The organism is Candidatus Caccoplasma merdavium, assembly GCA_018715595.1.
GTDB lineage: Bacteria > Bacteroidota > Bacteroidia > Bacteroidales > UBA11471 > Caccoplasma > Caccoplasma merdavium.
Window position 1 is genome coordinate 15,794 of sequence record DVLI01000006.1, and the last position, 24,990, is coordinate 40,783.

A 24,990-nucleotide genomic window follows, 5' to 3' on the forward strand; every position below is an offset into this window, starting at 1 on the left:
GCAACAGTGCGTGAAAAGAGGTTTGCCCGCGTGGGCGGAGATGTCGTTCCCGGCAAGATGCCGGCGGGGAGGTAGTCGCTCTCCGTGACAAGATTTTCGCTTCCCGGTAACGCGGCCTCGGGTTTATTTCCTATCTTTGCGCCCCGAATCCGGAACCTAAGCCCATATACACACAAAAATAGAGAAGCGGACATGGAGAAAGAAAAATTATGGACCCCGTCGTTCTTGGCCATCGGAGGAGGCAGTTTCCTGCTCTTCTTTGCCTTCTACCTGTTGTTGCCCATACTTCCGCTCTACCTCATGGAGCGTTTCGAAGCCAATGAGTCGGCCGTGGGCATGGTCTTGTCTCTCTACACCGTAACGGCGCTTTTCATGCGTCCGTTTGCCGGGTTCATGGTCGACACCTTCCCCCGGAAACGGTTGATGCTCATCTGTTATGCCGTGTTTACCTGCATCTTCGGCGGTTATCTGTTGGCGGCATCGATACTGACTTTTGCCATGATACGCGCCTTGCACGGCTTCTCTTTCGGCATCGTGAGTGTGGCCAACAGTACCGTGGCCATCGACGTCATGCCCTCGTCGCGCCGTGGCGAAGGTATCGGATATTTTGGGGTGTGCAGCAACCTGGCCATGGCCGTGGGGCCTACGGTCTCGCTCTATCTGCTCGAAGCCTCGCACAATTACGACACGATATTCTGGGTGTCGTTGCTCTCGTGCTGCGTGGGCTTTGTGCTGGTGACGACGGTGCGCGTGCCGGTCAAGGAACGGCAACCCCGGCCGGTGACCGACCACATCTCGTTCGACCGTTTTTTCCTCGTAAAAGGTACCTCGGGAGCCATCGCGGTGAGCATGCTCTCGTTCAGCTACGGCATGCTCTCGACCTACCTGGCCATCTATGGGAAAAACGAGGTGGGTATGGATTCGGGCACGGGCGTCTTTTTCATGCTCATGGCCTTCGGCCTCATCTTCTCCCGCCTTCTCTCGGGAAAATTCCTCAACAAGGGTTACATCAACCGGCTCATACAGGTGGGCATCGTGATACTCTTTGTCGGCTATTCTCTCTTTATCTTTGTGAAGATGCCGGTCACCTATTACCTCTCGGCCGCGGTGCTGGGCATGGGGTATGGCTTTGTGTGCCCTTCGTTCCAAACCTATTTCATCAACCTGGCCGAGCACAACCAGCGGGGAACGGCCAACTCCACTTACCTCACCTCATGGGACTTGGGCGTGGGGCTTGGCGTGCTCATCGGCGGTGGTATTGCCGACATCTCCGACTACACGACCGCCTACACCGCTTCACTGGTGATACTTTTTGTCGGCTATTTCTTCTTTCGGTACATATCGGCACCCTATTTCACGCGACATAAGTTGCGCTGAAAGAGCGGATATTGTGTTAAAAAAACTGAATACCAGGCGGTAATTCCATATATTATTTGTTCTTTTGCCTGAAATTACGGGTAGAATTGTCTTCGCTTTGCCGAGAAATGCCTCGGAGGGTTCTCCCGTTAGAAATAAATGCGTTGCCCGGAGAAGGCGATAAAAGAACATGGCGAAATCGAAAAAGAAAAAATACAACTCGTTTTTCGGAGCGCGACTCACGTCGACCATCAGCACCTCCCTGGTGCTTTTCCTCTTGGGGATAATCGCCCTCATGGGGGGCGTTGCCACACAACTCACCCACTATGTGCGTGAAAACATGGGCTTCTCGGTCGTCCTAGACGAAAACGTTACCGATGCCCAGATAAAAACGTTGGAAAAACGTCTTTCGGCCGCCCCGTATGCCCGGCAGGTGCATTTCATTTCCAAGGCCGACGCCCTGCGCGAGCTCTACATCGAGCTGGGCGAAAACCCCGAAGACCTCTTGGGTTACAATCCGCTGCGTCCCTCGTTCGAGGTGAAGTTGCACAGCGACTATGCCGATGCGGCATATTTGGCTCAAATCGACAAGAACCTGCGCAGCGCCTATTCCTACGTCGAAAATGTCTCCTATCAGAAAGACCTCATAGAGCTGGTCAATGACAATTTGCGTCTCATCGGTCTCATACTCGTGGGTATAGCCCTTGTCATGACCATCATATCGGTGGTGCTTATTGCCAACACCGTGAGCCTGGTGGCCTACTCCAAGCGATTCTTGCTGCACACCATGGAGCTGGTCGGCGCCACGCCGGCTTTTATCCGCCGGCCCTTTGTGCGTTCGCATGTCGTCGACGGCATCTTCGGCGCACTTATTGCCAATGCTTTGTTGGGCGGGGTGCTTTACTACATGAGCCGCGAATTGACCGGTTTTGCCTCGTTGCTCGACAGGGAGATGCTGCTTGTCATCGGGGCGGGCATCGTGCTGGTGGGCATCGTGCTCTCCTACCTGGCCGCCCGCATCGCCGTGCGGCGTTACCTGCGTACCGACCGGGACAAACTTTATTATATGTAAATCATAAACTCGTAATCGAATAAAAATGAAAACAGGAAGAGTCGTTTCTCCCCTCACCGGGAAAAAAACAGAAAAAACCGACCCCCGGCTTTTTGCCCTCGGACGTAGCAACTTGAAGTTGATTGCCGCAGCCTTCGCCGTGATTATCATAGGCTTTGTGTTGATGGCCGGCCCCGGTTCCACTCCCGAGCATTACAATCCCGACATTTTCAGTTTCCGGCGCATCGTCCTGGCTCCGACGATTTCCTTCCTCGGATTTGTTTTCATGGTGTTTGCCATTCTCTACAAGGACCCCGAAAAAAAACATAATACCGATAAAGAATGACGTGGCTCGACGCTTTGTGGCTGGGACTCTTGCAGGGTCTCACCGAATACCTTCCCGTGAGCAGCAGCGGGCATCTCGAAATAGCCAACACCCTCTTGGGTATCCAGGGTAGCGACAACCTCACTTTCGCCGTGGTGGTGCATGCCGCCACGGTGTGCAGCACGCTGGTGGTGTTGTGGCGCGAGATTGCCGGGCTCTTTGCCGGTGTGTTCCGTTTTCGCTGGAACGAAGAGACACAGTATGTGGCCAAGATTTTCCTTTCGATGATTCCCGTGGGCATCGTGGGGCTCTTCTTCAAGGAAGAGGTTGAGAGTGTTTTCGGCAACGGCCTGCTCGTTGTCGGCATCATGCTTCTCGTCACGGCGTTGTTGCTCACCTTTGCCCACTATGCCCGTCCCCGCCGGAAAGAGAAAATTTCCTACAAGGACGCCATCATCATCGGTCTGGCGCAAGCCTGTGCCGTGATGCCGGGACTCTCTCGTTCGGGTACGACGATTGCCACCGGCCTCATGCTGGGTGACAAGAAAGAACAGGTGGCCCGTTTCTCGTTCCTCATGGTGATAATCCCCATACTCGGCGAGGCTCTCCTCGAACTGATGAAGGGGGAGTTCTCTCCGGCCGAATCGGGAATTTCCGTCTCGGCCATGATTGTCGGATTCCTGGCTGCTTTTGTCTCGGGCTGCGTGGCCTGCAAATGGATGCTCCGTTTGGTGCAGAACGGCAAGCTCGTGTGGTTTGCCCTCTATTGTGTGCTCATGGCCGCCTTCTGCATCGGCCATTCGTTGCTGGCCTGAACCTGTGAACGGCTCCTCCCGGGGGAGCTATGATTTAGAAAAGAGAAGATGGATTTTCAAGAAGGGGAGATATTATATTTCGACAAGCCGTTGCATTGGACCTCGTTCAAGCTCGTGAAGACGCTGCGCAACACCATATCCCGTGCCTACGGCCTCAAAAAAATCAAGGTAGGACATGCCGGCACGCTCGACCCGCTGGCTTCGGGTGTCATGATTGTCTGCACGGGAAAGGCCACAAAGCTCATCGAGAGTTTCCAGTATCAGACCAAAGAATATGTTGCCACCCTGCGCCTCGGCGCCACGACACCGTCGCACGACCTCGAAACCGAAATCGATGCCACCTATCCCACCGGGCACATCACCCGTGAGTTGGTGGAGCAGACGTTGACCCGCTTTGTCGGCACCATCAGCCAGGTACCGCCGGCTTTCTCGGCCTGCAAGGTCGATGGCCGCCGGGCTTACAGAATGGCCCGTAAGGGGCAGGCCGTGGAGCTCAAACCCAAAGAGTTGGTCATCGACGAAATAGAGTTGCTCGATTTCACCCCCGACACCTTGCGCATACGCATCGTGTGCAGCAAGGGCACTTACATACGCGCCTTGGCCCGTGACCTGGGCGAGGCATTGGGCAGCGGCGCACACCTCATAGGGCTGGTGCGCACCCGGGTGGGCGATGTGACCCTCGACCGTTGCCTCTCGGTCGACGACATCGACCGCGTCGTTGCCGAGTCGCTTGCCCGGCAGGCCGAAATCCCTCCCGCCGAAGAATCGAAAAATCAACAAACCGAATAAGATATGAAGTTATCGCAGTTCAAGTTCAAACTCACCGAAGAGCAGATTGCCAAGTATCCGGCCAAAAACCGCGACGAGTCGCGCCTCATGGTGGTCAATCGCAAAACCGGTACGATAGAGCATTGCATCTTCAAGGAGATTATCAACTATTTCGACGAACACGACCTTTTCGTCTTCAACGATACCCGCGTGTTTCCCGCCCTGCTCTATGGAAACAAGGAGAAAACCGGCGCCAAAATCGAGGTTTTCCTCCTGCGCGAGCTCAACGAAGAACATCGCCTGTGGGACGTGCTGGTAGACCCTGCCCGCAAAATCCGCATCGGCAACAAACTCTATTTCGGCGAGGACGACTCGATGGTGGCCGAGGTAATCGACAACACCACCTCGCGAGGTCGCACGCTGCGTTTCCTCTTCGACGGTACGCACGAAGAGTTCAAGGAGGCGCTCTACAAACTCGGTGAGCCGCCTCTTCCCCGTTACATCAACCGTCCCTCGGAACCCGAAGACTTTGAACGTTATCAGACCATCTTCGCCCGCAACGAAGGCGCCGTCGTGGCCCCTGCCGCCGGCCTCCATTTCAGCCGCGAATTGATGAAACGCATGGAGATAAAGGGCATCGACTCGGCGTTCCTCACCCTCCATTCGGGACTCGGCAACTTCCGCGAAATCGATGTCGAGGACCTTACCAAGCACAAGATGGACTCGGAACAGATGATTGTCACCCCCGAGATGGTGGAGATTGTCAACCATGCCAAGGACGAGGCACGCCATGTGTGCGCCGTGGGTACCTCGGTGATGCGAGCCATCGAGAGCACCGTCAGCACCGACGGTCACATGAAACCGTATGACGGCTGGACCAACAAGTTTATTTTCCCGCCTTACGACTTCACCGTTGCCACCAGTCTCGTCACCAATTTCCACATGCCCTATTCGACCATGCTCATGATGGTGGCCGCCTTCGGCGGATATGAACTGGTCTTTGAGGCGTACGAGACGGCCCTCAAAGAGGGGTATCATTTCGGCGCGTACGGCGACGCCATGCTCATTCTCTGACCTTATGGCCACCGCCTACCTGTCGCTCGGCTCCAATCTCGGCGACCGCCTCCGGCTCATACAGGAGGCGGTCGCCGCTCTTACGGTCGAGGCCGGCCCCGTGACGGCTCTCTCGTCGCTTTACGAGACCGAGCCGTGGGGATTCTCCTCGCCGCATCGTTTTCTCAACGTGGCTCTCGCTCTCGAAACCACCCTCTCTCCCGAAATCCTGCTTGCCGTGACGCAGCGCATCGAGCGCGACCTGGGTCGCACGCACAAAAGTGTCGACGGCCGGTATGCCGACCGCACCATCGACATCGACCTGCTTTTTGTGGGCGATGCCGTGCTCGACACGCCGGCTCTCACCCTGCCGCACCCCCGGCTCCATCTGCGGCGGTTTGTCCTCGAACCCCTTTGCGAAATTGCCCCGGCGTTGCTTCACCCCCTGTTGCGGAAGAGTGTGTCGCAGCTCCTCGCGGAGCTCTGAGAGCCTGTTTTTCCCTGTGGATATGACAATCCCCGCCCCAAACAATCATCTTGTTTGGGGCGGGGATTGTCTTACGGAGGAGGTCGGACCCCCTTTCCTGCATCGGTAGGTGCCGTGACTCCCTGCCGGGGGGGGTGAGCCTCGTGAGGAGGGAGGTGAGGTCAGGCCACCACTTCACCGAGGAGGGTGGCCGAGGAGGCTTCGGTGATGCGCACGGGCACGAGGTCGCCGGCCTTGACGTCTTCGGTGCGGGGGAAGACCACCATCTTGTTTTGTTGCGTGCGGCCGCACAGCTGTTCGCGGGAGCGGCGCGAGAAACCCTCGACGAGCACCTCGAAGGTGCGGCCTATGTCGCGACGGTTGCTTTCGAGCGAGAGGTCGTTTTGCAGGTCGATCATGCGTTGCAGGCGCTCTATCTTCACCTCTTCGGGCACGTCGTCGGGCAGGTTGCGGGCGGCGTAGGTGCCGGGGCGTTCGGAGTATTTGAAGAGGAACGAGCTGTCGAATCCCACTTCGCGCATGAGCGAGAGGGTCTCTTCAAACTCCGCTTCGCTCTCGGAGTGGAAGCCGGCAAAGAGGTCGCTCGAAATGCCGCAGTCGGGCAGTATGCGGCGTATGGCGGCAATGCGGTCGAGGTACCATTCGCGCGTGTATTTGCGGTTCATCAGGGCGAGAATGCGGTTGTTGCCCGACTGCACCGGCAGGTGTATGTGGCGGCACAGGTTGGGATACCGGGCGATGGTGCGCAGGGTCTCGTCGCTCATGTCTTTGGGGTGCGAGGTGGTGAAGCGTATGCGCATGTCGGGAGCCGCTTCGGCCACGATGGCGAGCAGGGCGGGGAAGTTGATGACGCGGCCGTCGGCCTCGGTGAAGTGGTAGGAGTTGACGTTCTGTCCCAGCAGGGTGGCCTCCTTGAAGCCTTGGCGGCGCAGTTCTTGCAACTCCTGCAAGATGCTTTCGGGCTCACGGCTGCGTTCGCGGCCGCGGGTGTAGGGCACGATGCAGTAGGAACAGAAGTTGTTGCAGCCCCGCATGATGGAGATGAAGCCCGATATGCGGTTGGCACCGATGCGGGTGGGAATCACCTGCTTGTAGGTTTCGGTGGTCGAGAGTTCCACGTTGATGGCTTTCTCGCCGTTCTCGACCGAGGCCACCAGGTGGGGCAGGTCGAGGTAGGCGTCGGGGCCTACGACGAGGTCGGCGTGGTGTTCGCTCAGGAGCGACTCTTTCACCCGTTCGGCCATGCAGCCGAGCACGCCCACGATGAGGCGCCGGTTTTTGCGGCGCAGCGAGTTGAAATATTGCAGGCGGGAGACAACCCGTTGCTCGGCATTGTCGCGTATCGAGCAGGTGTTTACAAAAATGGCGTCGGCCTCTTCGATGTTGTCGCACAAGGCATAACCGGCCATCTTCATGATGGAGGCGACCACTTCGCTGTCGGCCATGTTCATTTGGCAACCGTATGTCTCGATAAAGAGTTTTTTTTCGTTCATGGGCACGTTTTTATGATGAGGGGGCAAATATGACAAAAAACTTTTACAGGAAGAATATTTATTCGAATTTCCTTATTTTTTCAATGATTTGAAGGCTTTTTTATGAAAAAATGCTCTAAAAAGTTTGCATTAGAAAGAAAATTATTATCTTTGCCGTAACTTCATATGAAATTTTTTCATAGTTAAGGTTTAGGTTAAATTCGTTTAGGGTGGTTGTGAAACCGCCCTAAATTTTTTGTGTAGGCAGGAATTTTGTTTTTCAAGAGACAATATGTAATTTTACACGGACAAAAATACAAAAAAGCGATGGATAATCTGTGGGTTTATCTGATACTTATTTTTGGCTATGTCGGATATTCGCTGGTGAAGAGCGCCCGCAAGCAGCGTGAAGAGTCGCAGCAGTCGTCTCGTGCGTTGGAGGACGAGCAAGAGGCGTTGCCAATCGGTGACGATGAATTGTTGCGGCTGTTGCAGGGCGAGATGCCTTCGCTCCGTGAGAAGAAAGGCGTTGCAAGACAAACCGCCCCCGCTCCTGCCGAGCCGCTTCCCGTCAAAAAGAAGCCCGCTCCGTTCCTCCCGGGAGAGTTGTCGCAGGCCTCCAAGCCGGCACGCGAAGCCCGCGAGTCGTTTTTGCGAAAAGTCTCGCAGGCCAAGCCCGAAGCCGTTGCCCCGGCAACCGGGGCCGAATATGGCGGGACTCCTGTGGTGCCGCCTCCTGCCGAGGCCGACGCGAATGAAGAATCGCGCCCCGAAATGACCATCGAGGAGTGGCGGAAAGCCGTTATTGCATCGGAAATATTAAATCGGAAATATTAGAAAGACAATACAAGTATGAGTTTTAAAGTAATTTCGGCCGAAGAGGCCGCTTTGCATGTAAAGAATGATGATAACGTGGGCTTTGGCGGATTTACTGCCGCAGGAACTCCCAAGGTGGTTCCCGAAGCCATTGCCCGCCGTGCCGAAGAAGAACATGCCGCCGGCCGGCCTTTCCGCATCGGTGTCTTCACCGGAGCATCGACCAGTGACCATCTCGACGGAGCTTTGGCACGCGCCAAAGCCATCAAATTTCGCACCCCCTACCAGTCGTGTCCCGATTCGCGGGCGGCCATCAACGCGGGGGAGATTTCTTATTGCGACGTGCATCTTTCGGAGTTGGCCCAGATGTTGCGCTATGGTTTCCTGGGAAAAATCGACGTGGCCGTCATCGAGGCTTCGTCGGTGACCGATGACGGGAAAATTTACCTCGGTCCCGGTGTGGGTATCGCCCCTACCGTATGCCAGTTGGCCGGTAAGATTATCATCGAACTCAATGCCCATAACCCCAAAGAGTTGGCCGGTTTCCACGACATCTACCAGCCGGCCGACCCCCCTTATCGTCGCGAGATACCCGTCTATCGCCCCTCCGACCGCGTGGGTGTGCCCTATATCCAAGTCGACCCGGCCAAGATTGTGGGCATCGTCGAGACCAATCTCCCCGACGGCGTGAAGGAGTTTGCCCCGAGCGATGAGGTGACGATGAGCATCGGCCGCAACGTGAGCGACTTCCTCACCGCGCAGCTTCAAGCCGGCCTTATCCCCCAGGAATTCCTGCCCATACAGTCGGGCGTGGGCAACATTGCCAATGCCGTGTTGGGATTCCTCGGCAAGAACCCCCATATCCCGCCTTTCCAGATGTATACCGAGGTGATACAGGACTCGGTCATCGGCCTTTTGCGAGAAGGGCGTTGCACCTTTGCCAGCAGTTGTTCGCTCACGGTGAGCGACAAGGTGATGCAGGAGGTGTATGGCAATCTCGACTTCTTCCGCGACAAGATCGTGTTGCGTCCCGGTGAAATCAGCAACAACCCCGAGTTGGTGCGCCGCATGGGACTTATCACCATCAACACCGCCCTCGAAGCCGACATCTTCGGCAACGTGAACAGTACCCATGTCACCGGTACCAAGATGATGAACGGTATCGGCGGTTCGGGCGACTTCACCCGCAACGCCTACATCTCGATATTTACCTGCCCCTCGGTGGCCAAGGGCGGCAAAATCAGCGCCATCGTGCCCATGGTTTCGCATCTCGACCACAGTGAACACTCCGTCAACGTGATTGTTACGGAATATGGCGTGGCCGATTTGCGGGGCAAGAATCCTCGTGAACGTGCCGAGCTCATCATCGAAAATTGTGCACACCCCATGTATCGCCCCCTGCTGCGAGAATATCTTTCTCTCGGGAAAAAAAGTCATACGCCGCACTGTCTTCCCGCCGCGTACGCCTTCCACGAAGAGTTCCTCCGTTCGGGCGACATGGCGCAGACGTCGTTTGCCGCATATAAATAATTCCCCGGCCGACGATGGAGGAGTGGTTGTCGCGTACCTCTCTCCTGCTGGGAGAAGAGCCGCTGTCCCGGCTGCAAAACGCCCATGTGCTTGTCGTGGGCGTGGGCGGCGTGGGAGCCTATGCCGCCGAGATGATTGTGCGGGCGGGCGTGGGTCGCATCACCTTGCTCGATGCCGATGTGGTCGAGGAGACCAACATCAACCGTCAGTTGGTGGCGTTGCATTCGACCCTGGCGCGACCCAAGGTCGAGGTGCTCGGCGAGCGTCTCACCGACATCAATCCCCGTCTGTGCCTGCACACCCTCTGCCGCTATCTCGAAGCCGATGACGTGGAGGCGCTTCTCGATGCACGCTATGACTTTGTTGTCGACGCCATCGACACGCTGGCTCCCAAAACCGCCCTGCTGGCCGCTTGTGTGCGCCGTCGGGTGCCCGTGATTTCGTCGATGGGGGCCGGTGCGCGTCTCGACCCGGCGGCCGTGGCCTATGCCGACATCTCGAAAACCTGCCGTTGCGGGCTGGCGCGTGAGGTGCGACGGCGCCTGCGTGCGCAGGGAATCGACAGCGGGGTAGAGGTTGTCTTCTCCACGGAACAGCCGGTCGCCTCGGCCGTGCGTTCCACCGATGGCGAGCGCAACAAACGCTCGCTCGTGGGCACGGTCTCCTATCTCCCGGCCGTGTTTGGTTGCTACCTGGCCGCCTATGTGATACGCCAATTATCGGAAGCATGATAGAAATCAAGAACATACACAAAAGTTTCGGCCGGCTCGAAGTCTTGAAAGGCATCGATGCCACGGTCGGGCGCGGCGAAATCGTGTCGATCGTCGGCGCCAGCGGAGCCGGAAAGACCACCCTGCTGCAAATCGTGGGAACGCTCGAAAAGCCCGATGCCGGACAGATTCTCATCGACGGCCGGGCGGTTTTCGATTTGCGCGAAAAGGAACTGTCGGCCTTCCGTAACCGCCACATCGGTTTTGTCTTCCAGTTTCACCAGCTGTTGCCCGAGTTTACCGCCCTCGAAAATGTCATGATACCCGCCCTGATTGCCCGCGAAAACCGCACCGAAGCCCGCCGGCGGGCTGCCGGCCTGCTCGATTTCCTGGGGCTGGGCGACCGCATGTCGCACAAGCCGGCGCAGCTTTCGGGGGGCGAGAAGCAGCGTGTCGCCGTGGCCCGCGCGCTGGTGAACCGTCCCGACGTTGTCCTTGCCGACGAGCCGTCGGGCAGTCTCGACACCCAGAACAAGACCGAGTTGCACAACCTCTTCTTCGACCTGCGCCGGGAGTTTGGCCACACGTTCCTCATCGTCACCCACGATGAGACCCTGGCGCGCCTTTCCGACCGCATGATAGAGCTTTGCGACGGCCGCATCGTGGCTCAAACCTCAAATCCCGAAGCCCGATGAAATTTTCTTTTCTCCTCCTGTTCGGCGTCATGCTGTCGCTGTTCTGTACCGCCTGCGACCACGGGGAGGAGGGGCTCGACCTCACCCATTTCCGATATGACCTGGTGACTTGCCGGCACGACGATGGCCAACTCCTCTTCCTGCGCGACGATACGGTGTTGCTCTGTCCGCGGGAGGCTCTTGCGGCCGACCTCATGCCCATCGACGAGCGGGTGCTCATCGGCTATTCTCCCGTGGGTGAAATCACCGACCGCCGGCTCGACATCGACTTGCAGACCTCCATCGCCCCCGTGACGGGAGGAAAAATCGAGGAGCTCTCCCGGGAAGCCGTGGAGACTTTGGCCGACGACCCCATCTATCTCACCTCGGTATGGTGCAGCGGAGGCTATGTCAATGTGCGTTACATGATAGAGTATCACGACCTCTCACACAGTCTCGCGATGGTCGCCCTCCTGCCTCGCGTCGGGGGCGATACCCTCGACTTGCAACTGCTCCACGACACCCGGGGCGACGCCCCGGGATACTACGCCTCGGGCTACGCCTCCTACCTGTTGCCGAGGCCGCTCTCTCCCGTGGTGCGTGTGCGCATCAATACCTCCAACCTCGGAGGAAGCCGGCAGTTTGTATTAAGGAACGAATAATAAAATCACACATACAATGGAAAAGAAAGAATTGCAGATAGAACTCACCCCCGAAGTCGCCGAAGGCATCTATGCCAATCTGGCGGTCATCAGCCACTCTTCCTCGGAGTTTGTCGCCGATTTCATACGCATACTCCCCGGCATGCCCAAAGCCCACGTCAAAGCGCGCATCGTGCTCACGCCCGAGCATGCCAAACGCCTGCTCTTCGCCCTCGAAGACAATATCGTGAAATATGAAAAGCAGTTCGGCAAAATCAATGTCGAGACGCCGCCCGCCACACCCTTTATCGTTCCCGGCGGCGAGGCATGAGGCCATTTCCTGCCGAGGCGACCGGCCCCGGGAACCCGTGTGCCCGATTTTTGCCGGCCGTGTTTTGATTCTTTGTCGAGAATGACTACATTTGTATTTTAAACCCGTAGTACAATGGAACAAAAACTCACCATTTATAACACCCTCTCCCGCCGCAAGGAAGAGTTTGTCCCCCTCAATCCGCCTTATGTGGGCATGTATGTTTGCGGTCCCACGGTCTATGGCGATGCCCATTTGGGACATGCCCGTCCCTCCATCACCTTCGACCTGGTGTTTCGCTACCTGAAACATCTCGGCTACAAGGTGCGTTATGTGCGCAACATCACCGATGTGGGACACCTCGAAAACGATGCCGACGAGGGAGAAGACAAAATCGCCAAGAAAGCCCGTCTCGAACAGCTCGAACCCATGGAGGTCGTGCAGTATTACCTCAACCGCTACCACAAGGCCGTCGAAGCGCTCAACGTGTTGCCCCCCAGCATCGAGCCCCATGCCTCGGGTCACATCATCGAGCAGATAGAGTACATCAAGAAGATTCTCGACCACGGCTATGCCTACGAGAGCGAAGGGTCGGTCTACTTCGACGTGGCCAAATACAACAAGGACCATCATTACGGCAAACTCTCGGGACGCAACATCGACGAGCTGCTGGGAACCACCCGTGAGCTCGACGGGCAGAGCGAGAAACACAACACCTTCGACTTCGCCCTTTGGAAGAAAGCCGCCCCCGAACACATCATGCGCTGGCCCTCGCCGTGGAGCGACGGATTCCCCGGCTGGCACCTCGAATGCTCGACCATGAGCACCAAGTACCTCGGAGAGACGTTCGACATACACGGTGGCGGCATGGACCTGCTCTTCCCCCACCACGAGTGCGAGATAGCCCAGTCGGTCGCCGCACAGGGGCACGAAACGGTGCGTTACTGGCTGCACAACAACATGATTACCATCAACGGGAAGAAGATGGGCAAGTCGCTCGGCAACTTCATCACCCTCGATGAGTTCTTCACCGGCAACCACCCGTTGCTCACCCAGGCTTATGCCCCGATGACGATACGTTTCTTTATCCTGCAAGCCCAATACCGCAGCACGCTCGATTTCAGCAACGAGGCCCTGCAAGCCGCCGAGAAGGGCTGGTCCCGCTTGGCCGAGGGGTGGCGCAACTTGGGCAAAATCGTGCCTTCGGCCGAGACCACGGCCGAGGTCAAGGGGCTGCGCGAGCGTTGCTACGAGGCCATGAACGACGACCTCAATACCCCCATCGTCATCTCGCACCTCTTCGATGCCGTGCGTGCCATCAACACCATACTCTCGGGCCATGCCACCATCAGCGAGGCCGACTTGGAAGAGTTGCGCAGCACCTATTCGACTTTCCTCTTCGACATTCTCGGCATGCGTCTCGACGAGACCGAGAGCGGAGCTTCGACCGAACCTTTTGAAAAGGCCGTCGACCTGCTGCTCGAAGTGCGCCGCGAAGCCAAGAGCCGCAAGGACTGGGCCACTTCCGACCTTATCCGCGACCGTCTCGGTGCCATCGGTTTCGAGATAAAAGATACCAAGGAAGGTACCGAATGGAAGTTGAAATAAACGCTGTCTCATTATCTCGCACAACGCCGGTCACACAAGGGGGCTCCCGTGGCCGGCGTTTGCCGTTTTTTTTGTAATCCGCATTATGGCGCAATGGAATCCGTGGCACGGTTGCCACAAGATAAGCGAAGGGTGCCGCCACTGTTACGTCTACCGCATCGACAGCCGGCATGGCCGCGACAGTTCGCAGGTGAGCCTTACCCGCGACTACGACCTGCCTGTGCGCCGCCAGCGCGACGGTCGGTACAAAATCCCGTCGGGTGAGACGGTCTATACCTGTTTCTCGTCCGATTTCCTGCTCTCCGACGCCGACCCGTGGCGGCCCGAGGCGTGGGCGATGATAAGCCGTCGCCGCGACCTGCACTTTTTCATCGTCACCAAACGCATCGACCGCTTGCGCTCCTGTCTCCCGTCGGACTGGGGCGACGGCTATCCCCATGTCACCCTTTGTTGCACCGTCGAGAACCAGGACCGAGCCGACTATCGCCTTCCCTTTTACCTGGCCGCGCCGTTGGCCCGTCGCATCATCGTGTGCGAACCGCTTCTCGGCCCCGTCGACCTCTCGCCCTACCTTTCGCCGGCCGTCGACGAGGTGATTGCGGGCGGTGAGTCGGGGCCCGATGCCCGTCCCTGTCGCTATGAGTGGGTACTCGACCTGCGCCGCCAGTGTGTCGAGGCCGGTGTGGCGTTTGCCTTCAAGCAGACGGGGGCGAACTTCTACAAGGAGGGGCGGCACTACGCCGTGCCCCGGCTGTTGCAGCATGCCCAGGCCCGTAGGGCCGGCATCGACTTCACACCCCCCGGAGTCGCCCCGGCAGCGGGGCCGCCCTCGCTTTTTGGGTGAAAATTCTTGTTTTTGTCGCTAAAAATGCCGATATTGGGTCGTCCTCCTAAAACGACGATTATGAAAAACACATGCATGGCTCTCTTTCTTCTTCTGTTTCTCTCCATCGATTTGGCGGGGCAGGAAATCTATCCCTATCGCGATCGCGACGGGAAGTTCGGCTACAAGGAAAAGTCGGGAAAAATCGTGATTCCCGCCCAATATGACCGTGCCTTCAATTTCTCCGAAGGGCTTGCCGTCGTGGTCATCGACGGCATGGCAGGCTACATCGACCCGAAGGGGCGGCTCGAAATTGCTGCCGGCTTCGACATGGCCGGTTCTTTCTCCCAAGGTCTGGCCAGTGTGAAAATCGACGGCAAATGGGGGTTTATCGACAAGGCCGGCGAGCTGGTCATTCCCTGCCGGTATGACAATGTGTGGGCTTTCTCCAACGGCCAGGCCAAGGTGAAGGTGGCCGGAAAGTATGGTACCATCGACAAGTCGGGCCGTTATGTCATTCCTGCCCGCTTTGAGGCGTTGTGGTTCTTCTCCGAAGATTTGGCCCGCATAAAACTGAGCGGGAAATATGGCTACATCGACAAGAACGGCGACATTGTCATTCCCTGCCAGTATGACGAGGCTTGGGCTTTTGTCGACGGGCTGGCCCGCGTGAAGATGAACGGTCGCTGGGGTTATATCGACAATACCGGAAAATGGTTCTCGTCGAAAAGCGATGCGACCGAGTGGGTGCGACAGCAAGATGTGATGTATTGATACCGAGGGGCTGTGTGCGGAAGTGAATCTCCGACACGGCCCTTTTTCTTTGTGTCGGCATTGACCGGTGAGATGTTCTCGGCAAGAAAGGCCGGGGGGCGATGATGGGGCATGTATCCGGGAAAAATGATTGCCCTCCCTTTTTCCGCCGCTCCGAGGTTTGCGATTGAGGTGCCGTGCCCGCGGGTTTCTTACACGGCATATTTCCCGATGAACTCGATGAGGTTGCGGTTGCTCTTTTCGTTTATTGCCGTGTCGTCGCCCGCCTGGCTCAGATAGGGCGGCAGCTCCCCGCACACGTCGATGCCTACGATGGTGTCGTTGGCCATGATGATGTGCAGGAGCGATTCGAGTTGCGGCAGGGTCATCGAGCCTTGGTCCCAGTTGGTCGTGGCGAAGTGAGGCGACAACACGTCCTTGTCGACCGAGAGGTAGAGCGGCTCGTGAATGTGCCTTTCCGAGAAAAATTGCCACGCCTTTGCCGATTCGAGCGATTGCTCGCTGAAAAAAATCAACCGTTTGTCATATCCCTCGATTTCGTTTTTCAACGTTTCGTTGGCACCGATGATGCACACCTTTTGCAGGAGCGGGTTGGTGTCGAGCATGGTGCGCACCCAGCAGCCGCACGAGAGCAGTTCGTCGAAGAGGGTAGGCTGCATGTCGGGGTGATGGTCGAAAAGCACGAGGGAGAAGGGCTGGTCGATTTTGTCGGTCCACAACTTGGTTACATAGTGGTAGTCGCCCGAGTCGATGAGATGCAGTCCCTCGGGCGAAAACGGGGCGAGGAGCTCTTGCAGTTTCCCGTAGGATTCGGGGCTGCAATAGCAGTCGGTCCCTTGCAGGCCGGTGCAGTCGACCCATGAGGCAGGGTAGCGGCGCAGGAACGGTTGTGTTTCGTAGGCGTGGGTAAAATTGAGTATGACGAGCGAGCGTTTCATGGGAACAAAAAAACAGGCTCCCGCTTTTAAGCGGAAGCCTGTTCCGGTTGGTGTGTTATTTGATTTCGATTTGTTTCGACCGTTTTACCGGCTCTTCTTTCGGCAACTTGGGAAGGTCAATCGTCAAGACGCCGTCTTTTACCGAAGCCGATATTTTTTCTTTGTCGACATCGTCGGGGAGAACCATTGTCTGCTGGAATTTGCTGTATGAAAATTCGCGACGCAGGTAGTGACCGTTTTTCTTGTTTTCTTCTTTGTTCTCCGATTTCTTTTCCATCGTGATGGAGATGTTGCCATCTTCGTCGAGGTGTACGTTGAAATCGTCTTTTGTCATACCGGGGGCGGCTACTTCTACGGCATATCCGTTATCGTGTTCGACTACATTGATGGCCGGAGCGGTAGCGTTGGCTTTTTCCATCCATTCGGTATTGAAGAAATCATTGAAAATGTCGGGCAACCAACCTTGGTTTTTTCTCATCATGGGTACCATAATATAATCTCCTATAATTAATGTTTAACAATCGTTTTTGTGGTGACTCCGGCTCTTTTTGTGAACCGAAATCACCAACAGATATGCAAAGTCCGTGCCAAGGGAGAAAACGGGCGATTGTGGACAAAATGTCTTTATTATCAAATAGATAATGACAAAATTTCGCCTCCCGACTGTCAAAATTTCACGATTTTCCCCCGGCGTGCGGTGTCGGGTGCGTAACGAGCCGGGGCGACCTCCATCGAAGTCGCCCCGGCAAGTGTGTGGATTGGGTCTTTCGGTGTCCCTGACGGGGGAGGAGGGCTTTGTCAGCTGAATGATTCCTGTTGCAGGGGGCGGTCGCTTTCGAGGGTGATTTCGCCCACGAGCGACATGTTCATCAGGCGGCGCACCTCGTCGGTCGAGTAGCCGTGTCCCAGCAGGAACATGAGTTTGGTGACGGCGGCTTCGACCGTGCTGTCATAACCGCTGGTGACCCCGGCTTCGAGGAGCTGGCGTCCGTTTTCGTAGCGTTTCATGTCGACCGAGCCCGACGGGCATTGGGTGATGTTGATGATGACCAGGCCGCGCTGCGTTGCATCGCGTACGGCCTTGACAAACCATTCCCGTTGCGGGGCGTTGCCCGTGCCGAAGGTTTTCATCACGACGGCTTTCAGCCCTTCCATTTTCAGCACCTCGGTGACGATGCGTTCCTGTATGCCCGGGAAGAGGGTGAGCACGATGACGTTGGTATCGTAGAGGAAGTGCGGTTTGAGGGCCTTCTCGGGTGCCGGGGGCGGCAGTATGCGGCGGGTATAGTAGTTGATGTGCACGCCCACGTCGGCCAGATTGGGGTAGTTGTGGGAGCAGAAGGCGTTGAAGTTCTCGGCATTGACTTTGGTGGTGCGGTTGCCTCGCAGCAGCTGGTCTTGGAACAAGATGCACACCTCGGGCACCATGGGGCTGCCGTCGGGGCGTTTGGCCATGGCGATTTCGATGGCCGTGATGAGATTTTCCTTGCCGTCGGTGCGCAGCACGCCGATGGGGAGCTGGCTGCCGGTGAAGATGACCGGCTTGGCGAGGTTTTCGAGGGCGAAGCTCATGGCCGAGGCCGTGTAGGCCATCGTGTCGGAGCCATGCAGCACCACGAAACCGTCGAAGAGGTCGTAGTTGTCGTAGATGATGCGCGCCAGCTCGACCCACAGTTGCGGATCCATGTCGGACGAGTCGATGGGCGGATTGAACTGCACCGAGGAGATGTGGCATTGTATCTGTTTCAGCTCGGGAATGTGCTGCACGAGGTGGTCGAACGTGAAGCTCTCCAATGCTCCGGTTTCGGGGTTGCGTATCATGCCGATGGTGCCACCGGTGTAGATGAGCAGGACTGAGGGGAGTGAAGTCTCGGTCGTCATGGCTGTCAAAAGGATAGGGTTGAATTTTGCTACAAAAATAGCCAAAATTCACCGGTATCCTCTCTTATTGACTGTGTTTTTGTAAAGAGAACCCGGTTTTTTCGGTTGTTTTGTCTATTTATTCCCACTCTACCCGTAAAAAGTTGAGTTGCGTGGCGCCGCCGTCGACCGTCCCGGTATGTTGCACGCCGACCCCGCCGAAATCGTTCGGCTCTATTTCCGTCTCCATTTCGACCGAGAGTTTCACCTCGGGGCGTCCCGGCAGGACATAGTATGTCGCATCGGTGTGGGCCGTGGCGCGCAGCCGCTGCCCCGTTGCTTCGAGGGTGATGCGGCAAGGTGTCCTGAAACACGACGAGGTGACCGGCTCGCCGATGGGTGTTACCGTGCCGTGGTCATATTTGACGAAGAGGAAATCAATGGCGTCGCCATATTTCGTGGTGCGTATCAGCCGTAGGGCATATCCCGAGAGCGTGGTGTGGTCGAACTTGATAAACAGGTCGAGATACTGCTGCCGCGCACTGGCAAAGCCTTGTCCGGCCGTCTTGGCCGGTGACGCGACAAGCTCTACCTTCATGTCGCCGAAGCGGTCGCCCACGGGTGTGTACCGTAGGCGGGCTCCCACGCGGCTTTGCACCAGACCCCGACCCTCACGGGCACCGTTTACGCCGTGGCCGTAATACCAATGGTCTTGGGAGTTATCGACCGTCCAGTCATAATCTTGGGTATCGGCCGGCTTGTACCCGTCGAGCGTCCAGAATCCCGGAAGCAACCTCAACTGCTGCGTCGTGGGCAGGGTCGAAAAGTCGGTGGTGAGCGACGATGCGTCGTCGGTTATCCTTCTCGACTTGACGGGCCCGTATATGACCCGGTATTCCTCCCCCGCTTTGCAGCGGATATTCCGGGGTGTGACGGCGGCCATCAGATAGCAGCCCTTGTCTCCGGCCGAAAGGCGGTAGGAGCAGAGCGGCTTGCCCAGGTTCGACGCCGCCACGGGAATGGCGTTGCGGCCCGACTTGTCGGAGCATCGGTACCACGTCACCGACGACAAATCTTCCCGTTCGGAGTCGAGGGTATAATGCAGGTGCAATGTCCCGTTTTCATATGCGATGCGGGGCTTGTCGACAAAAGCGGGAGCGGGGAGCGTGCGGGGGCGGGCATGGACGATGGCGGCCGCACAAAGACCTTCGGGCGTGGACGCTGTCACGGCCACTTCCCGCACTTCGTCGCGGTCGTGTATCGACTCGACCCGGCAGCTGCCCTTGTCGGGCGACGGTGTGATGCGCACATAGGCCGAGTCTTCGGGCGAAAGGCTCCAAGAGAGCTGTCCGATGGCCCGGGGCTTGCAACCCGGCCGGGCGGCCGTCGCAGCCAGGGTGATGCCTTCCTGTCCCGTTTCGATGGTTTCACGGGTCGGTGCTATCCACATCTTCGTGGGAATGTCGGTCAGGTCGCGTTGCAGCCGTTTCCCGACGGCGACAATCTGTTCCCGGGTGTGGCAGGGGTCCCAATCGTCGTCGCCCCGCAGGAGGTTATATAGGTTATATATCGTGTCTCCCCCCACGACGATGCGGTAGGCATCGAGCAGCGGTTTCCCGGTGAGGTCGATGCTCGTTTCGGGGGAGTTGCTTCCCATGGGACAGGGGCTGCCGTTGAAACGGAGCCCGGCATGGTAGTAGCGCTCTTCGCGCAGGGGAAAGTCGCGCCAGTTGCAATCTCTGACATGCTCGCCGTGTATGTGGGTGTCGATGGCGGCAACCGGCCCTCTTGACTTGACGAAGTATTGCGTGCCCCGGCTCATCGAGGTTATGTCGCAGTGGAGAAACACGGCACCGTTCCCCTCGGTATGTCCGAAAGGCCGCGGGGCATAAAATTCGAGCGTGCAGTCCTTATACACGCCCGTCCCGCACAGGGCGTCGTCGGTGCACTCCATGTGGCACCCGAGAAACAGGGCGCGCTTGGCACCGGCGAAATTGCACAGGTTGAGCCGGCTGATGAAGCGGACATTCCGGCAGAACACGCGGTCGCTGTTGCAGATGGCCAGTTGTGCCTGCACGATGGCGCTGCCGCGTCGGGGGCGGTTCAGCTCGGGGCGGAGCGGATAGTCGAGGTCGACGTTGCAGTAGTTTCCCAGGGTGAGATTCTCGCAGGTTACCTCGTCGCTGTCGAAATAGAAGAGCGTGAAATTGCCTACCGCTCCCATCGTCTGCCCCCGGTTGCCCGCCAAGACCACTTTCGACGGGTCGTCGGTGAGCCCTTTGAGATGAAGGCCGTCGCAATGTACGATAAGGCCATAGGGCGTGCTGCCCTGCTGCGGCCGGCGCACCGACGGGTCGTCGGGGTCGTCGACCCAGTACACCCACGGGGCGAAATAGAGTTTCATGGGGTCGTCGGCCGTTCCGGGAGTCAGGTGACCGACGGCCTCTTGCACCGAGGTGTAGACGTAGCGACAGACACGGCTTATGGTGTCGGGCAGCGAGCCGTCGATAAAGAAGGTCTTTGGGCCGAGCGTGATGGTGTCGGTGTGGTAGATGACGGTCTTGCCGTCGAAATATATGGGGTCGTCGGGGTCGGTGGCTTGGTAGGGATACTGTGCCGACAGGGTGGCTGCACACAAGAGTGCCGATAAAAGAAGGCGTGTTTTTTTCATGATTCCCGGATAAATACATTCAAAGATAGGGATAAAATTCATCATAATCCCTTCATTCTGAAAAAACGAAACGAAAAAGACCTTTATGCCGACGCTTTTTGCTACATTTGCACAAAATCGCGATAATATGTCTACACTTCTTTCCCGTCTCGAACAGGTGCGGGTGGCTTCGCGCCGGCTCAACCTGTTCGATGAGGAGCGCATCAATGCCGTACTGCTCGATGTCGCCGATGCAACCGATGCCCGGGCCGAACACATCTTGTCGGAGAATGCCCGCGACCTTGCCCTCATGGACAAGAACAACCCCAAGTATGACCGTTTGCAGCTGACCCGGCAGCGACTGGCCGACATCACCTCGGACATGCGCCGCGTGGCCGGCTTGCCCTCGCCGCTGGAACGGGTGCTCGCCGAGTGGGAGCGTCCCAACGGCATGGCCATTCGCAAGGTGTCGGTACCGTTCGGCGTGATAGGAATTATCTACGAGGCGCGTCCCAACGTGACCTTCGATGTCTTCTCGCTCTGCTTCAAGGCCGGCAGTGCCTGCGTGCTCAAAGGCGGGAGCGACGCCCACTTCTCCAACACCGCGATTGTCGAGGTTATCAACAGTGTGTTGGTAAAACATGGAATCGACTCGAACACAGTGGTTTTACTTCCCAATGACCGCGAGGTTATCAACGAGTTGTTGACAGCCTCGGGCTATGTCGACCTCATCATTCCCCGGGGCAGCAAGGGGCTCATCGACTTTGTGCGGCAAAATGCCAAGGTGCCGGTCATCGAGACCGGGGCCGGTGTGTGCCACACCTATTTCGACCGCGCCGGCGACCTCGAAAAGGGGCGCGACATCGTGTTCAACGCCAAGACCCGCCGCGTGTCGGTGTGCAACGCCCTCGACTGCCTCATCGTGCACCGCGAGCGGCTCGCCGACCTGCCCGCCCTCTGCGCTCCGCTGGCCGGGAAAAATGTCACCATCTATGCCGACGGGCCGGCTCTTGCCGCCCTGCAAGGAGCCTATCCCGAGGCGTTGTTGCGGCCGGCCGACGACCATAGCTTCGGCACCGAGTTCCTCGACTACAAGATGGCCCTGAAAACCGTCGATTCGCTCGACGGCGCCCTCCAACACATCGCCTGCTACTCCTCGCAGCACAGCGAGTGCATCGTGAGCGAAGATACCGGTGCCTGCGCCCGCTTCACCCGCGAGGTCGATGCCGCCTGCGTCTACACCAACGTGTCGACCGCCTTTACCGACGGCGGCCAGTTCGGCTTCGGTGCCGAGATAGGCATCAGCACCCAGAAGCTCCACGCCCGCGGGCCCATGGCTCTGCCCGAGCTTACCAGCTACAAATATATTGTTACCGGAAACGGACAAGTGCGAAAATAACAAAAAAACATTCCGATATGAGACATTTCACTTCTGTCAAAGACCTGGGCGACCTGAACGCCGCCCTGCAAGAGGCTTTCGCCGTGAAGGCCGACCGTTTTGCCTACCAGCATCTGGGAAAGAACAAGACGCTCATCATGATTTTCTTCAATTCGAGCCTGCGCACCCGCCTCAGTACCCAGAAGGCGGCCATGAACCTCGGCATGAACGTCATCGTGCTCGACATCAACCAGGGCGCCTGGAAGCTCGAAACCGAACGCGGCGTCATCATGGACGGCGACAAGACCGAGCACCTGCTCGAAGCCATTCCCGTCATCGGCTGCTACTGCGACGTCATCGGCGTGCGCTCCTTTGCCCGTTTTGAAAACAAGGCCGATGATTACGAAGAGAAAATCATCTCGCAGTTTATCCAGTACTCGGGACGCCCCGTGTTCAGCATGGAGGCGGCCACCCGTCACCCGCTGCAAAGTTTTGCCGACCTCATCACCATCGAGGAGTACAAGAAGACCCCGCGTCCCAAGGTCGTGCTCACCTGGGCTCCTCACCCCAAGGCGCTGCCGCAGGCCGTGGCCAACTCGTTTGCCGAGTGGATAAACGAGACCGACTATGACTTTGTCATCACCCACCCCGAAGGCTATGAGCTCGACCCCCGCTTCGTGGGAAAAGCCCGCGTGGAGTATGACCAGCGCAAGGCTTTCGAGGGCGCCGACTTCATCTATGCCAAGAACTGGTCGGCCTATACCGACCCCAACTACGGCAAGGTCATCAACACCGACCGCTCCTGGACCGTCGACGCCGAGAAGATGGCGCTGACCAACAACGCCTACTTCATGCACTGCCTGCCCGTGCGCCGCAACATGATTGTGACCGACGAGGTCATCGAGAGCCCGCAGTCGATTGTCATTCCCGAAGCCGCCAACCGCGAAATCTCGGCGCAGGTCGTCCTGAAAAAGATTCTCGAAAGCCTTTGACCCGCGACACCGCTTCGCATTTCGCCCGAAAAGTCGTACCTTTGCCCGCTCCCGACCAGGCTGTCGCCTGCCGGGGCGGGAGAGTGTAAAATCCTAAACAAGAAATTATGAAAGTCGAAAATCAAATAGCACAAGCCCTCTCGGCTGCCCTCGAAACCCTGTATGGGACGAAGGTAGCCCCCGAAGCCCTGGGCTTGCAGAAGACCAAAAAAGAGTTTGAAGGCAACCTCACGCTGGTGGTCTTCCCCTTCCTCAAAGCCTCGCACAAGTCGCCCGAGGCAACGGCCACCGAGATAGGCGAGTACATCAAGGCCCAACACCCCGAGCTGGTCGCCTCGTACAATGTGGTGAAGGGATTTCTCAACCTGGTCATCGCCCCGGCCTGCTGGGTGAGCCAGCTCAACGCCATCGCCGCCGCACCCCATTACGGTGTGCGCGAAGTGGCTCCCGATGCTCCGCTGGTGATGATCGAGTACTCCTCGCCCAATACCAACAAACCCCTGCACCTGGGCCATGTGCGCAACAACCTGCTGGGATACAGCCTGGCCTGCATCATGCAGGCTTGCGGCAACCGGGTGGTGAAGACCAACATCGTCAACGACCGCGGTATCCACATCTGCAAGTCGATGCTGGCGTGGGAGAAGTGGGGCGAGGGTGTCACCCCCGAAAAGGCCGGCAAGAAGGGCGACCACCTCATCGGCGACTTCTATGTGCTCTTTGACAAGCACTACAAGCAGGAGTTGGCCGAGTTGCAGGCACAAGGCATGACCAAGGAGGAGGCCGAAGCCGCTTCGCCCCTCATGGCCGAGGCGCGCGAGATGTTGCGCAAGTGGGAGGCCGGCGATGCCGAGGTGCGCCGCGTGTGGGAGATGATGAACAGTTGGGTCTATGCCGGATTTGACGAGACCTACCGCCGTCTCGGTGTCGACTTCGACAAAATCTATTACGAGTCGCAGACCTACCTCGAAGGCAAGGAGAAGGTGCTCGAAGGGCTCGAAAAGGGCGTGCTCTTCCGCAAGGACGACGGTTCGGTGTGGGCCGACCTCACCGACGAGGGGCTCGACCAGAAACTCCTGCTCCGGGCCGACGGCACGTCGGTGTATATGACACAGGACATCGGCACGGCCAAGCTGCGTTTCCGCGACTATCCCATCGACCGCATGATTTATGTCGTGGGCAATGAGCAGAACTACCACTTCCAGGTGCTCTCGATACTCCTCGACCGTCTCGGCTTCAAGTGGGGCCGCGACCTTGTGCACTTCTCCTACGGCATGGTGGAGCTGCCCGAGGGCAAGATGAAGTCGCGCGAAGGTACGGTGGTCGACGCCGACGACCTCATCGAAGAGATGGTGAATACCGCCCGTGAAACATCGGCCGAGCTGGGCAAGCTCGACGGCTGCACGCCCGAAGAGGCCGACGCCGTGTCGACCATGGTGGGACTGGGTGCTCTCAAATATTTTATCTTGAAGGTCGACCCCCGCAAGAACATGACCTTCAACCCCAAGGAGTCTATCGACTTCAACGGCAACACGGGGCCCTTTATCCAGTACACCCACGCCCGCATCTGCTCGGTGCTACGCAAGGCGGCCGATGAGGGAATCGCCGTTCCTGCCGAGGCTTCGGCACATATCACCCTGTCGGACAAGGAGATTTCGCTCGTTCAGAACCTGGCGGCCTTCCCCGATGTGGTGGCCGAGGCCGGCAAGCAATACAGCCCCGCCCTTATCGCCAACTACACCTACGACCTGGTGAAAGAGTATAACCAGTTCTACCACGACTTCTCGATTCTGCGCGAGAGCGATGCCGAGGTCAAAGCCTTCCGCCTGCTGCTCTCGGCACAGGTGGCACGGGTCGTGCGCACGGCCATGTCGCTGCTGGGCATTCAGGTGCCCGACCGCATGTAAAAACAGCCATTCGGTATAATTTCTGAAAACTCCGCCTCAACGAGGCGGAGTTTTT

24 protein-coding genes are annotated in these 24,990 nt (G+C 57.8%); 19 read left to right on the forward strand and 5 right to left on the reverse strand.

The features are described 5' to 3' along the window. Positions 1 to 192 precede the first annotated feature (192 nt). The 7 genes from IAD09_01380 to folK all read left to right on the forward strand — a co-directional run bounded on the left by IAD09_01380 (position 193) and on the right by folK (position 5,855). Positions 193 to 1,377: an MFS transporter gene (locus IAD09_01380; protein ID HIT80885.1), complete on the forward strand. Its 1,185-nt coding sequence runs from the start codon at positions 193 to 195 to the stop codon at positions 1,375 to 1,377. 169 nt (positions 1,378 to 1,546) lie between these two features. Beyond that, positions 1,547 to 2,428: a cell division protein FtsX gene (locus tag IAD09_01385; protein HIT80886.1), complete on the forward strand. Its 882-nt coding sequence runs from the start codon at positions 1,547 to 1,549 to the stop codon at positions 2,426 to 2,428. Between the two features lie 25 nt (positions 2,429 to 2,453). After that, complete coding sequence (locus IAD09_01390; GenBank protein HIT80887.1) at positions 2,454 to 2,753, forward strand: DUF3098 domain-containing protein; 300 nt, start codon at positions 2,454 to 2,456, stop codon at positions 2,751 to 2,753. Continuing rightward, entirely contained in the window at positions 2,750 to 3,547 is a 798-nt protein-coding gene (locus tag IAD09_01395) for an undecaprenyl-diphosphate phosphatase (protein HIT80888.1), read from the forward strand. Before IAD09_01390 ends, IAD09_01395 begins: the two co-directional genes overlap by 4 nt. 48 nt (positions 3,548 to 3,595) lie before the next feature. Next, a complete protein-coding gene (gene truB / locus IAD09_01400) occupies positions 3,596 to 4,336 on the forward strand; it encodes a tRNA pseudouridine(55) synthase TruB (protein HIT80889.1) in 741 nt (246 codons plus the stop codon). A gap of 3 nt (positions 4,337 to 4,339) precedes the next feature. Beyond that, positions 4,340 to 5,389, forward strand: coding sequence for a tRNA preQ1(34) S-adenosylmethionine ribosyltransferase-isomerase QueA (gene queA / locus IAD09_01405; protein HIT80890.1), 1,050 nt, complete (start codon positions 4,340 to 4,342; stop codon positions 5,387 to 5,389). Between the two features lie 4 nt (positions 5,390 to 5,393). Further along, complete coding sequence (gene folK / locus IAD09_01410; protein ID HIT80891.1) at positions 5,394 to 5,855, forward strand: 2-amino-4-hydroxy-6-hydroxymethyldihydropteridine diphosphokinase; 462 nt, start codon at positions 5,394 to 5,396, stop codon at positions 5,853 to 5,855. A 161-nt stretch (positions 5,856 to 6,016) separates the two neighbouring features. Here the strand turns inward: folK and miaB are convergent, their stop codons facing one another. Further along, positions 6,017 to 7,348: a tRNA (N6-isopentenyl adenosine(37)-C2)-methylthiotransferase MiaB gene (gene miaB, locus IAD09_01415; GenBank protein ID HIT80892.1), complete on the reverse strand. Its 1,332-nt coding sequence runs from the start codon at positions 7,346 to 7,348 to the stop codon at positions 6,017 to 6,019. Positions 7,349 to 7,654: 306 nt separating this feature from the next. Here miaB and IAD09_01420 point away from each other — a divergent pair, with 306 nt between their 5' ends. The 9 genes from IAD09_01420 (at position 7,655) to IAD09_01460 (ending at position 15,213) form a co-directional block, all read left to right on the forward strand. Then, positions 7,655 to 8,164, forward strand: a complete 510-nt coding sequence (locus tag IAD09_01420; protein HIT80893.1) for a hypothetical protein — start codon at positions 7,655 to 7,657, stop codon at positions 8,162 to 8,164. A gap of 15 nt (positions 8,165 to 8,179) precedes the next feature. After that, a complete protein-coding gene (locus IAD09_01425) occupies positions 8,180 to 9,673 on the forward strand; it encodes an acetyl-CoA hydrolase/transferase family protein (GenBank protein HIT80894.1) in 1,494 nt (497 codons plus the stop codon). 14 nt (positions 9,674 to 9,687) lie between these two features. Next, positions 9,688 to 10,404: a tRNA threonylcarbamoyladenosine dehydratase gene (locus IAD09_01430; GenBank protein ID HIT80895.1), complete on the forward strand. Its 717-nt coding sequence runs from the start codon at positions 9,688 to 9,690 to the stop codon at positions 10,402 to 10,404. Next, the gene (locus IAD09_01435; GenBank protein HIT80896.1) at positions 10,401 to 11,078 is read left to right on the forward strand and encodes an ABC transporter ATP-binding protein; all 678 of its coding nucleotides are present in this window, start codon (positions 10,401 to 10,403) and stop codon (positions 11,076 to 11,078) included. Before IAD09_01430 ends, IAD09_01435 begins: the two co-directional genes overlap by 4 nt. Next, positions 11,075 to 11,719 (forward strand): hypothetical protein, encoded by a 645-nt coding sequence (locus IAD09_01440; protein HIT80897.1) that lies wholly within the window; start codon positions 11,075 to 11,077, stop codon positions 11,717 to 11,719. The genes IAD09_01435 and IAD09_01440 overlap by 4 nt, the downstream gene beginning before the upstream one ends. Before the next feature lie 16 nt (positions 11,720 to 11,735). Further along, the gene (locus IAD09_01445) at positions 11,736 to 12,029 is read left to right on the forward strand and encodes a DUF3467 domain-containing protein (protein HIT80898.1); all 294 of its coding nucleotides are present in this window, start codon (positions 11,736 to 11,738) and stop codon (positions 12,027 to 12,029) included. A gap of 114 nt (positions 12,030 to 12,143) precedes the next feature. Further along, positions 12,144 to 13,616 carry a cysteine--tRNA ligase gene (locus IAD09_01450; protein ID HIT80899.1) on the forward strand — a complete coding sequence of 491 codons (1,473 nt, stop codon included), beginning with the start codon at positions 12,144 to 12,146 and terminating at the stop codon, positions 13,614 to 13,616. 85 nt (positions 13,617 to 13,701) lie between these two features. Next, positions 13,702 to 14,460 carry a DUF5131 family protein gene (locus IAD09_01455; protein HIT80900.1) on the forward strand — a complete coding sequence of 253 codons (759 nt, stop codon included), beginning with the start codon at positions 13,702 to 13,704 and terminating at the stop codon, positions 14,458 to 14,460. Between the two features lie 60 nt (positions 14,461 to 14,520). Next, complete coding sequence (locus IAD09_01460) at positions 14,521 to 15,213, forward strand: WG repeat-containing protein (GenBank protein HIT80901.1); 693 nt, start codon at positions 14,521 to 14,523, stop codon at positions 15,211 to 15,213. Positions 15,214 to 15,404: 191 nt separating this feature from the next. On the opposite strand, the gene IAD09_01465 is transcribed toward IAD09_01460, so the two are convergent. The 4 genes from IAD09_01465 to IAD09_01480 form a co-directional block, all read right to left on the reverse strand. After that, a complete protein-coding gene (locus IAD09_01465; protein ID HIT80902.1) occupies positions 15,405 to 16,151 on the reverse strand; it encodes an arginase family protein in 747 nt (248 codons plus the stop codon). Positions 16,152 to 16,206: 55 nt separating this feature from the next. Continuing rightward, positions 16,207 to 16,641 (reverse strand): Hsp20/alpha crystallin family protein, encoded by a 435-nt coding sequence (locus IAD09_01470; protein HIT80903.1) that lies wholly within the window; start codon positions 16,639 to 16,641, stop codon positions 16,207 to 16,209. Between the two features lie 308 nt (positions 16,642 to 16,949). Next, positions 16,950 to 18,032 (reverse strand): asparaginase, encoded by a 1,083-nt coding sequence (locus IAD09_01475; GenBank protein HIT80904.1) that lies wholly within the window; start codon positions 18,030 to 18,032, stop codon positions 16,950 to 16,952. A 118-nt stretch (positions 18,033 to 18,150) separates the two neighbouring features. Further along, complete coding sequence (locus tag IAD09_01480) at positions 18,151 to 20,682, reverse strand: hypothetical protein (GenBank protein ID HIT80905.1); 2,532 nt, start codon at positions 20,680 to 20,682, stop codon at positions 18,151 to 18,153. 127 nt (positions 20,683 to 20,809) lie between these two features. Between IAD09_01480 and IAD09_01485 the strand changes: the two genes are divergently transcribed. The 3 genes from IAD09_01485 to IAD09_01495 all read left to right on the forward strand — a co-directional run bounded on the left by IAD09_01485 (position 20,810) and on the right by IAD09_01495 (position 24,935). Beyond that, a complete protein-coding gene (locus tag IAD09_01485; protein HIT80906.1) occupies positions 20,810 to 22,060 on the forward strand; it encodes a glutamate-5-semialdehyde dehydrogenase in 1,251 nt (416 codons plus the stop codon). A gap of 17 nt (positions 22,061 to 22,077) precedes the next feature. Next, positions 22,078 to 23,031 carry an N-acetylornithine carbamoyltransferase gene (locus tag IAD09_01490; protein HIT80907.1) on the forward strand — a complete coding sequence of 318 codons (954 nt, stop codon included), beginning with the start codon at positions 22,078 to 22,080 and terminating at the stop codon, positions 23,029 to 23,031. A 107-nt stretch (positions 23,032 to 23,138) separates the two neighbouring features. Further along, on the forward strand, positions 23,139 to 24,935 hold the full coding sequence (locus IAD09_01495) for an arginine--tRNA ligase (protein ID HIT80908.1): 1,797 nt from the start codon (positions 23,139 to 23,141) through the stop codon (positions 24,933 to 24,935). Positions 24,936 to 24,990: the final 55 nt, after the last annotated feature.

Bases quoted from the DNA above. Each gene is read 5' to 3' on its own strand.
- IAD09_01380 (HIT80885.1), top strand. From the start codon at position 193: ATGGAGAAAGAAAAATTATGGACCCCGTCGTTCTTGGCCATCGGAGGA.
- IAD09_01385 (HIT80886.1), top strand. From the start codon at position 1,547: ATGGCGAAATCGAAAAAGAAAAAATACAACTCGTTTTTCGGAGCGCGA.
- IAD09_01390 (HIT80887.1), top strand. From the start codon at position 2,454: ATGAAAACAGGAAGAGTCGTTTCTCCCCTCACCGGGAAAAAAACAGAA.
- IAD09_01395 (HIT80888.1), top strand. From the start codon at position 2,750: ATGACGTGGCTCGACGCTTTGTGGCTGGGACTCTTGCAGGGTCTCACC.
- truB (HIT80889.1), top strand. From the start codon at position 3,596: ATGGATTTTCAAGAAGGGGAGATATTATATTTCGACAAGCCGTTGCAT.
- queA (HIT80890.1), top strand. From the start codon at position 4,340: ATGAAGTTATCGCAGTTCAAGTTCAAACTCACCGAAGAGCAGATTGCC.
- folK (HIT80891.1), top strand. From the start codon at position 5,394: ATGGCCACCGCCTACCTGTCGCTCGGCTCCAATCTCGGCGACCGCCTC.
- miaB (HIT80892.1), bottom strand. From the start codon at position 7,348: ATGAACGAAAAAAAACTCTTTATCGAGACATACGGTTGCCAAATGAAC.
- IAD09_01420 (HIT80893.1), top strand. From the start codon at position 7,655: ATGGATAATCTGTGGGTTTATCTGATACTTATTTTTGGCTATGTCGGA.
- IAD09_01425 (HIT80894.1), top strand. From the start codon at position 8,180: ATGAGTTTTAAAGTAATTTCGGCCGAAGAGGCCGCTTTGCATGTAAAG.
- IAD09_01430 (HIT80895.1), top strand. From the start codon at position 9,688: ATGGAGGAGTGGTTGTCGCGTACCTCTCTCCTGCTGGGAGAAGAGCCG.
- IAD09_01435 (HIT80896.1), top strand. From the start codon at position 10,401: ATGATAGAAATCAAGAACATACACAAAAGTTTCGGCCGGCTCGAAGTC.
- IAD09_01440 (HIT80897.1), top strand. From the start codon at position 11,075: ATGAAATTTTCTTTTCTCCTCCTGTTCGGCGTCATGCTGTCGCTGTTC.
- IAD09_01445 (HIT80898.1), top strand. From the start codon at position 11,736: ATGGAAAAGAAAGAATTGCAGATAGAACTCACCCCCGAAGTCGCCGAA.
- IAD09_01450 (HIT80899.1), top strand. From the start codon at position 12,144: ATGGAACAAAAACTCACCATTTATAACACCCTCTCCCGCCGCAAGGAA.
- IAD09_01455 (HIT80900.1), top strand. From the start codon at position 13,702: ATGGCGCAATGGAATCCGTGGCACGGTTGCCACAAGATAAGCGAAGGG.
- IAD09_01460 (HIT80901.1), top strand. From the start codon at position 14,521: ATGAAAAACACATGCATGGCTCTCTTTCTTCTTCTGTTTCTCTCCATC.
- IAD09_01465 (HIT80902.1), bottom strand. From the start codon at position 16,151: ATGAAACGCTCGCTCGTCATACTCAATTTTACCCACGCCTACGAAACA.
- IAD09_01470 (HIT80903.1), bottom strand. From the start codon at position 16,641: ATGGTACCCATGATGAGAAAAAACCAAGGTTGGTTGCCCGACATTTTC.
- IAD09_01475 (HIT80904.1), bottom strand. From the start codon at position 18,032: ATGACGACCGAGACTTCACTCCCCTCAGTCCTGCTCATCTACACCGGT.
- IAD09_01480 (HIT80905.1), bottom strand. From the start codon at position 20,682: ATGAAAAAAACACGCCTTCTTTTATCGGCACTCTTGTGTGCAGCCACC.
- IAD09_01485 (HIT80906.1), top strand. From the start codon at position 20,810: ATGTCTACACTTCTTTCCCGTCTCGAACAGGTGCGGGTGGCTTCGCGC.
- IAD09_01490 (HIT80907.1), top strand. From the start codon at position 22,078: ATGAGACATTTCACTTCTGTCAAAGACCTGGGCGACCTGAACGCCGCC.
- IAD09_01495 (HIT80908.1), top strand. From the start codon at position 23,139: ATGAAAGTCGAAAATCAAATAGCACAAGCCCTCTCGGCTGCCCTCGAA.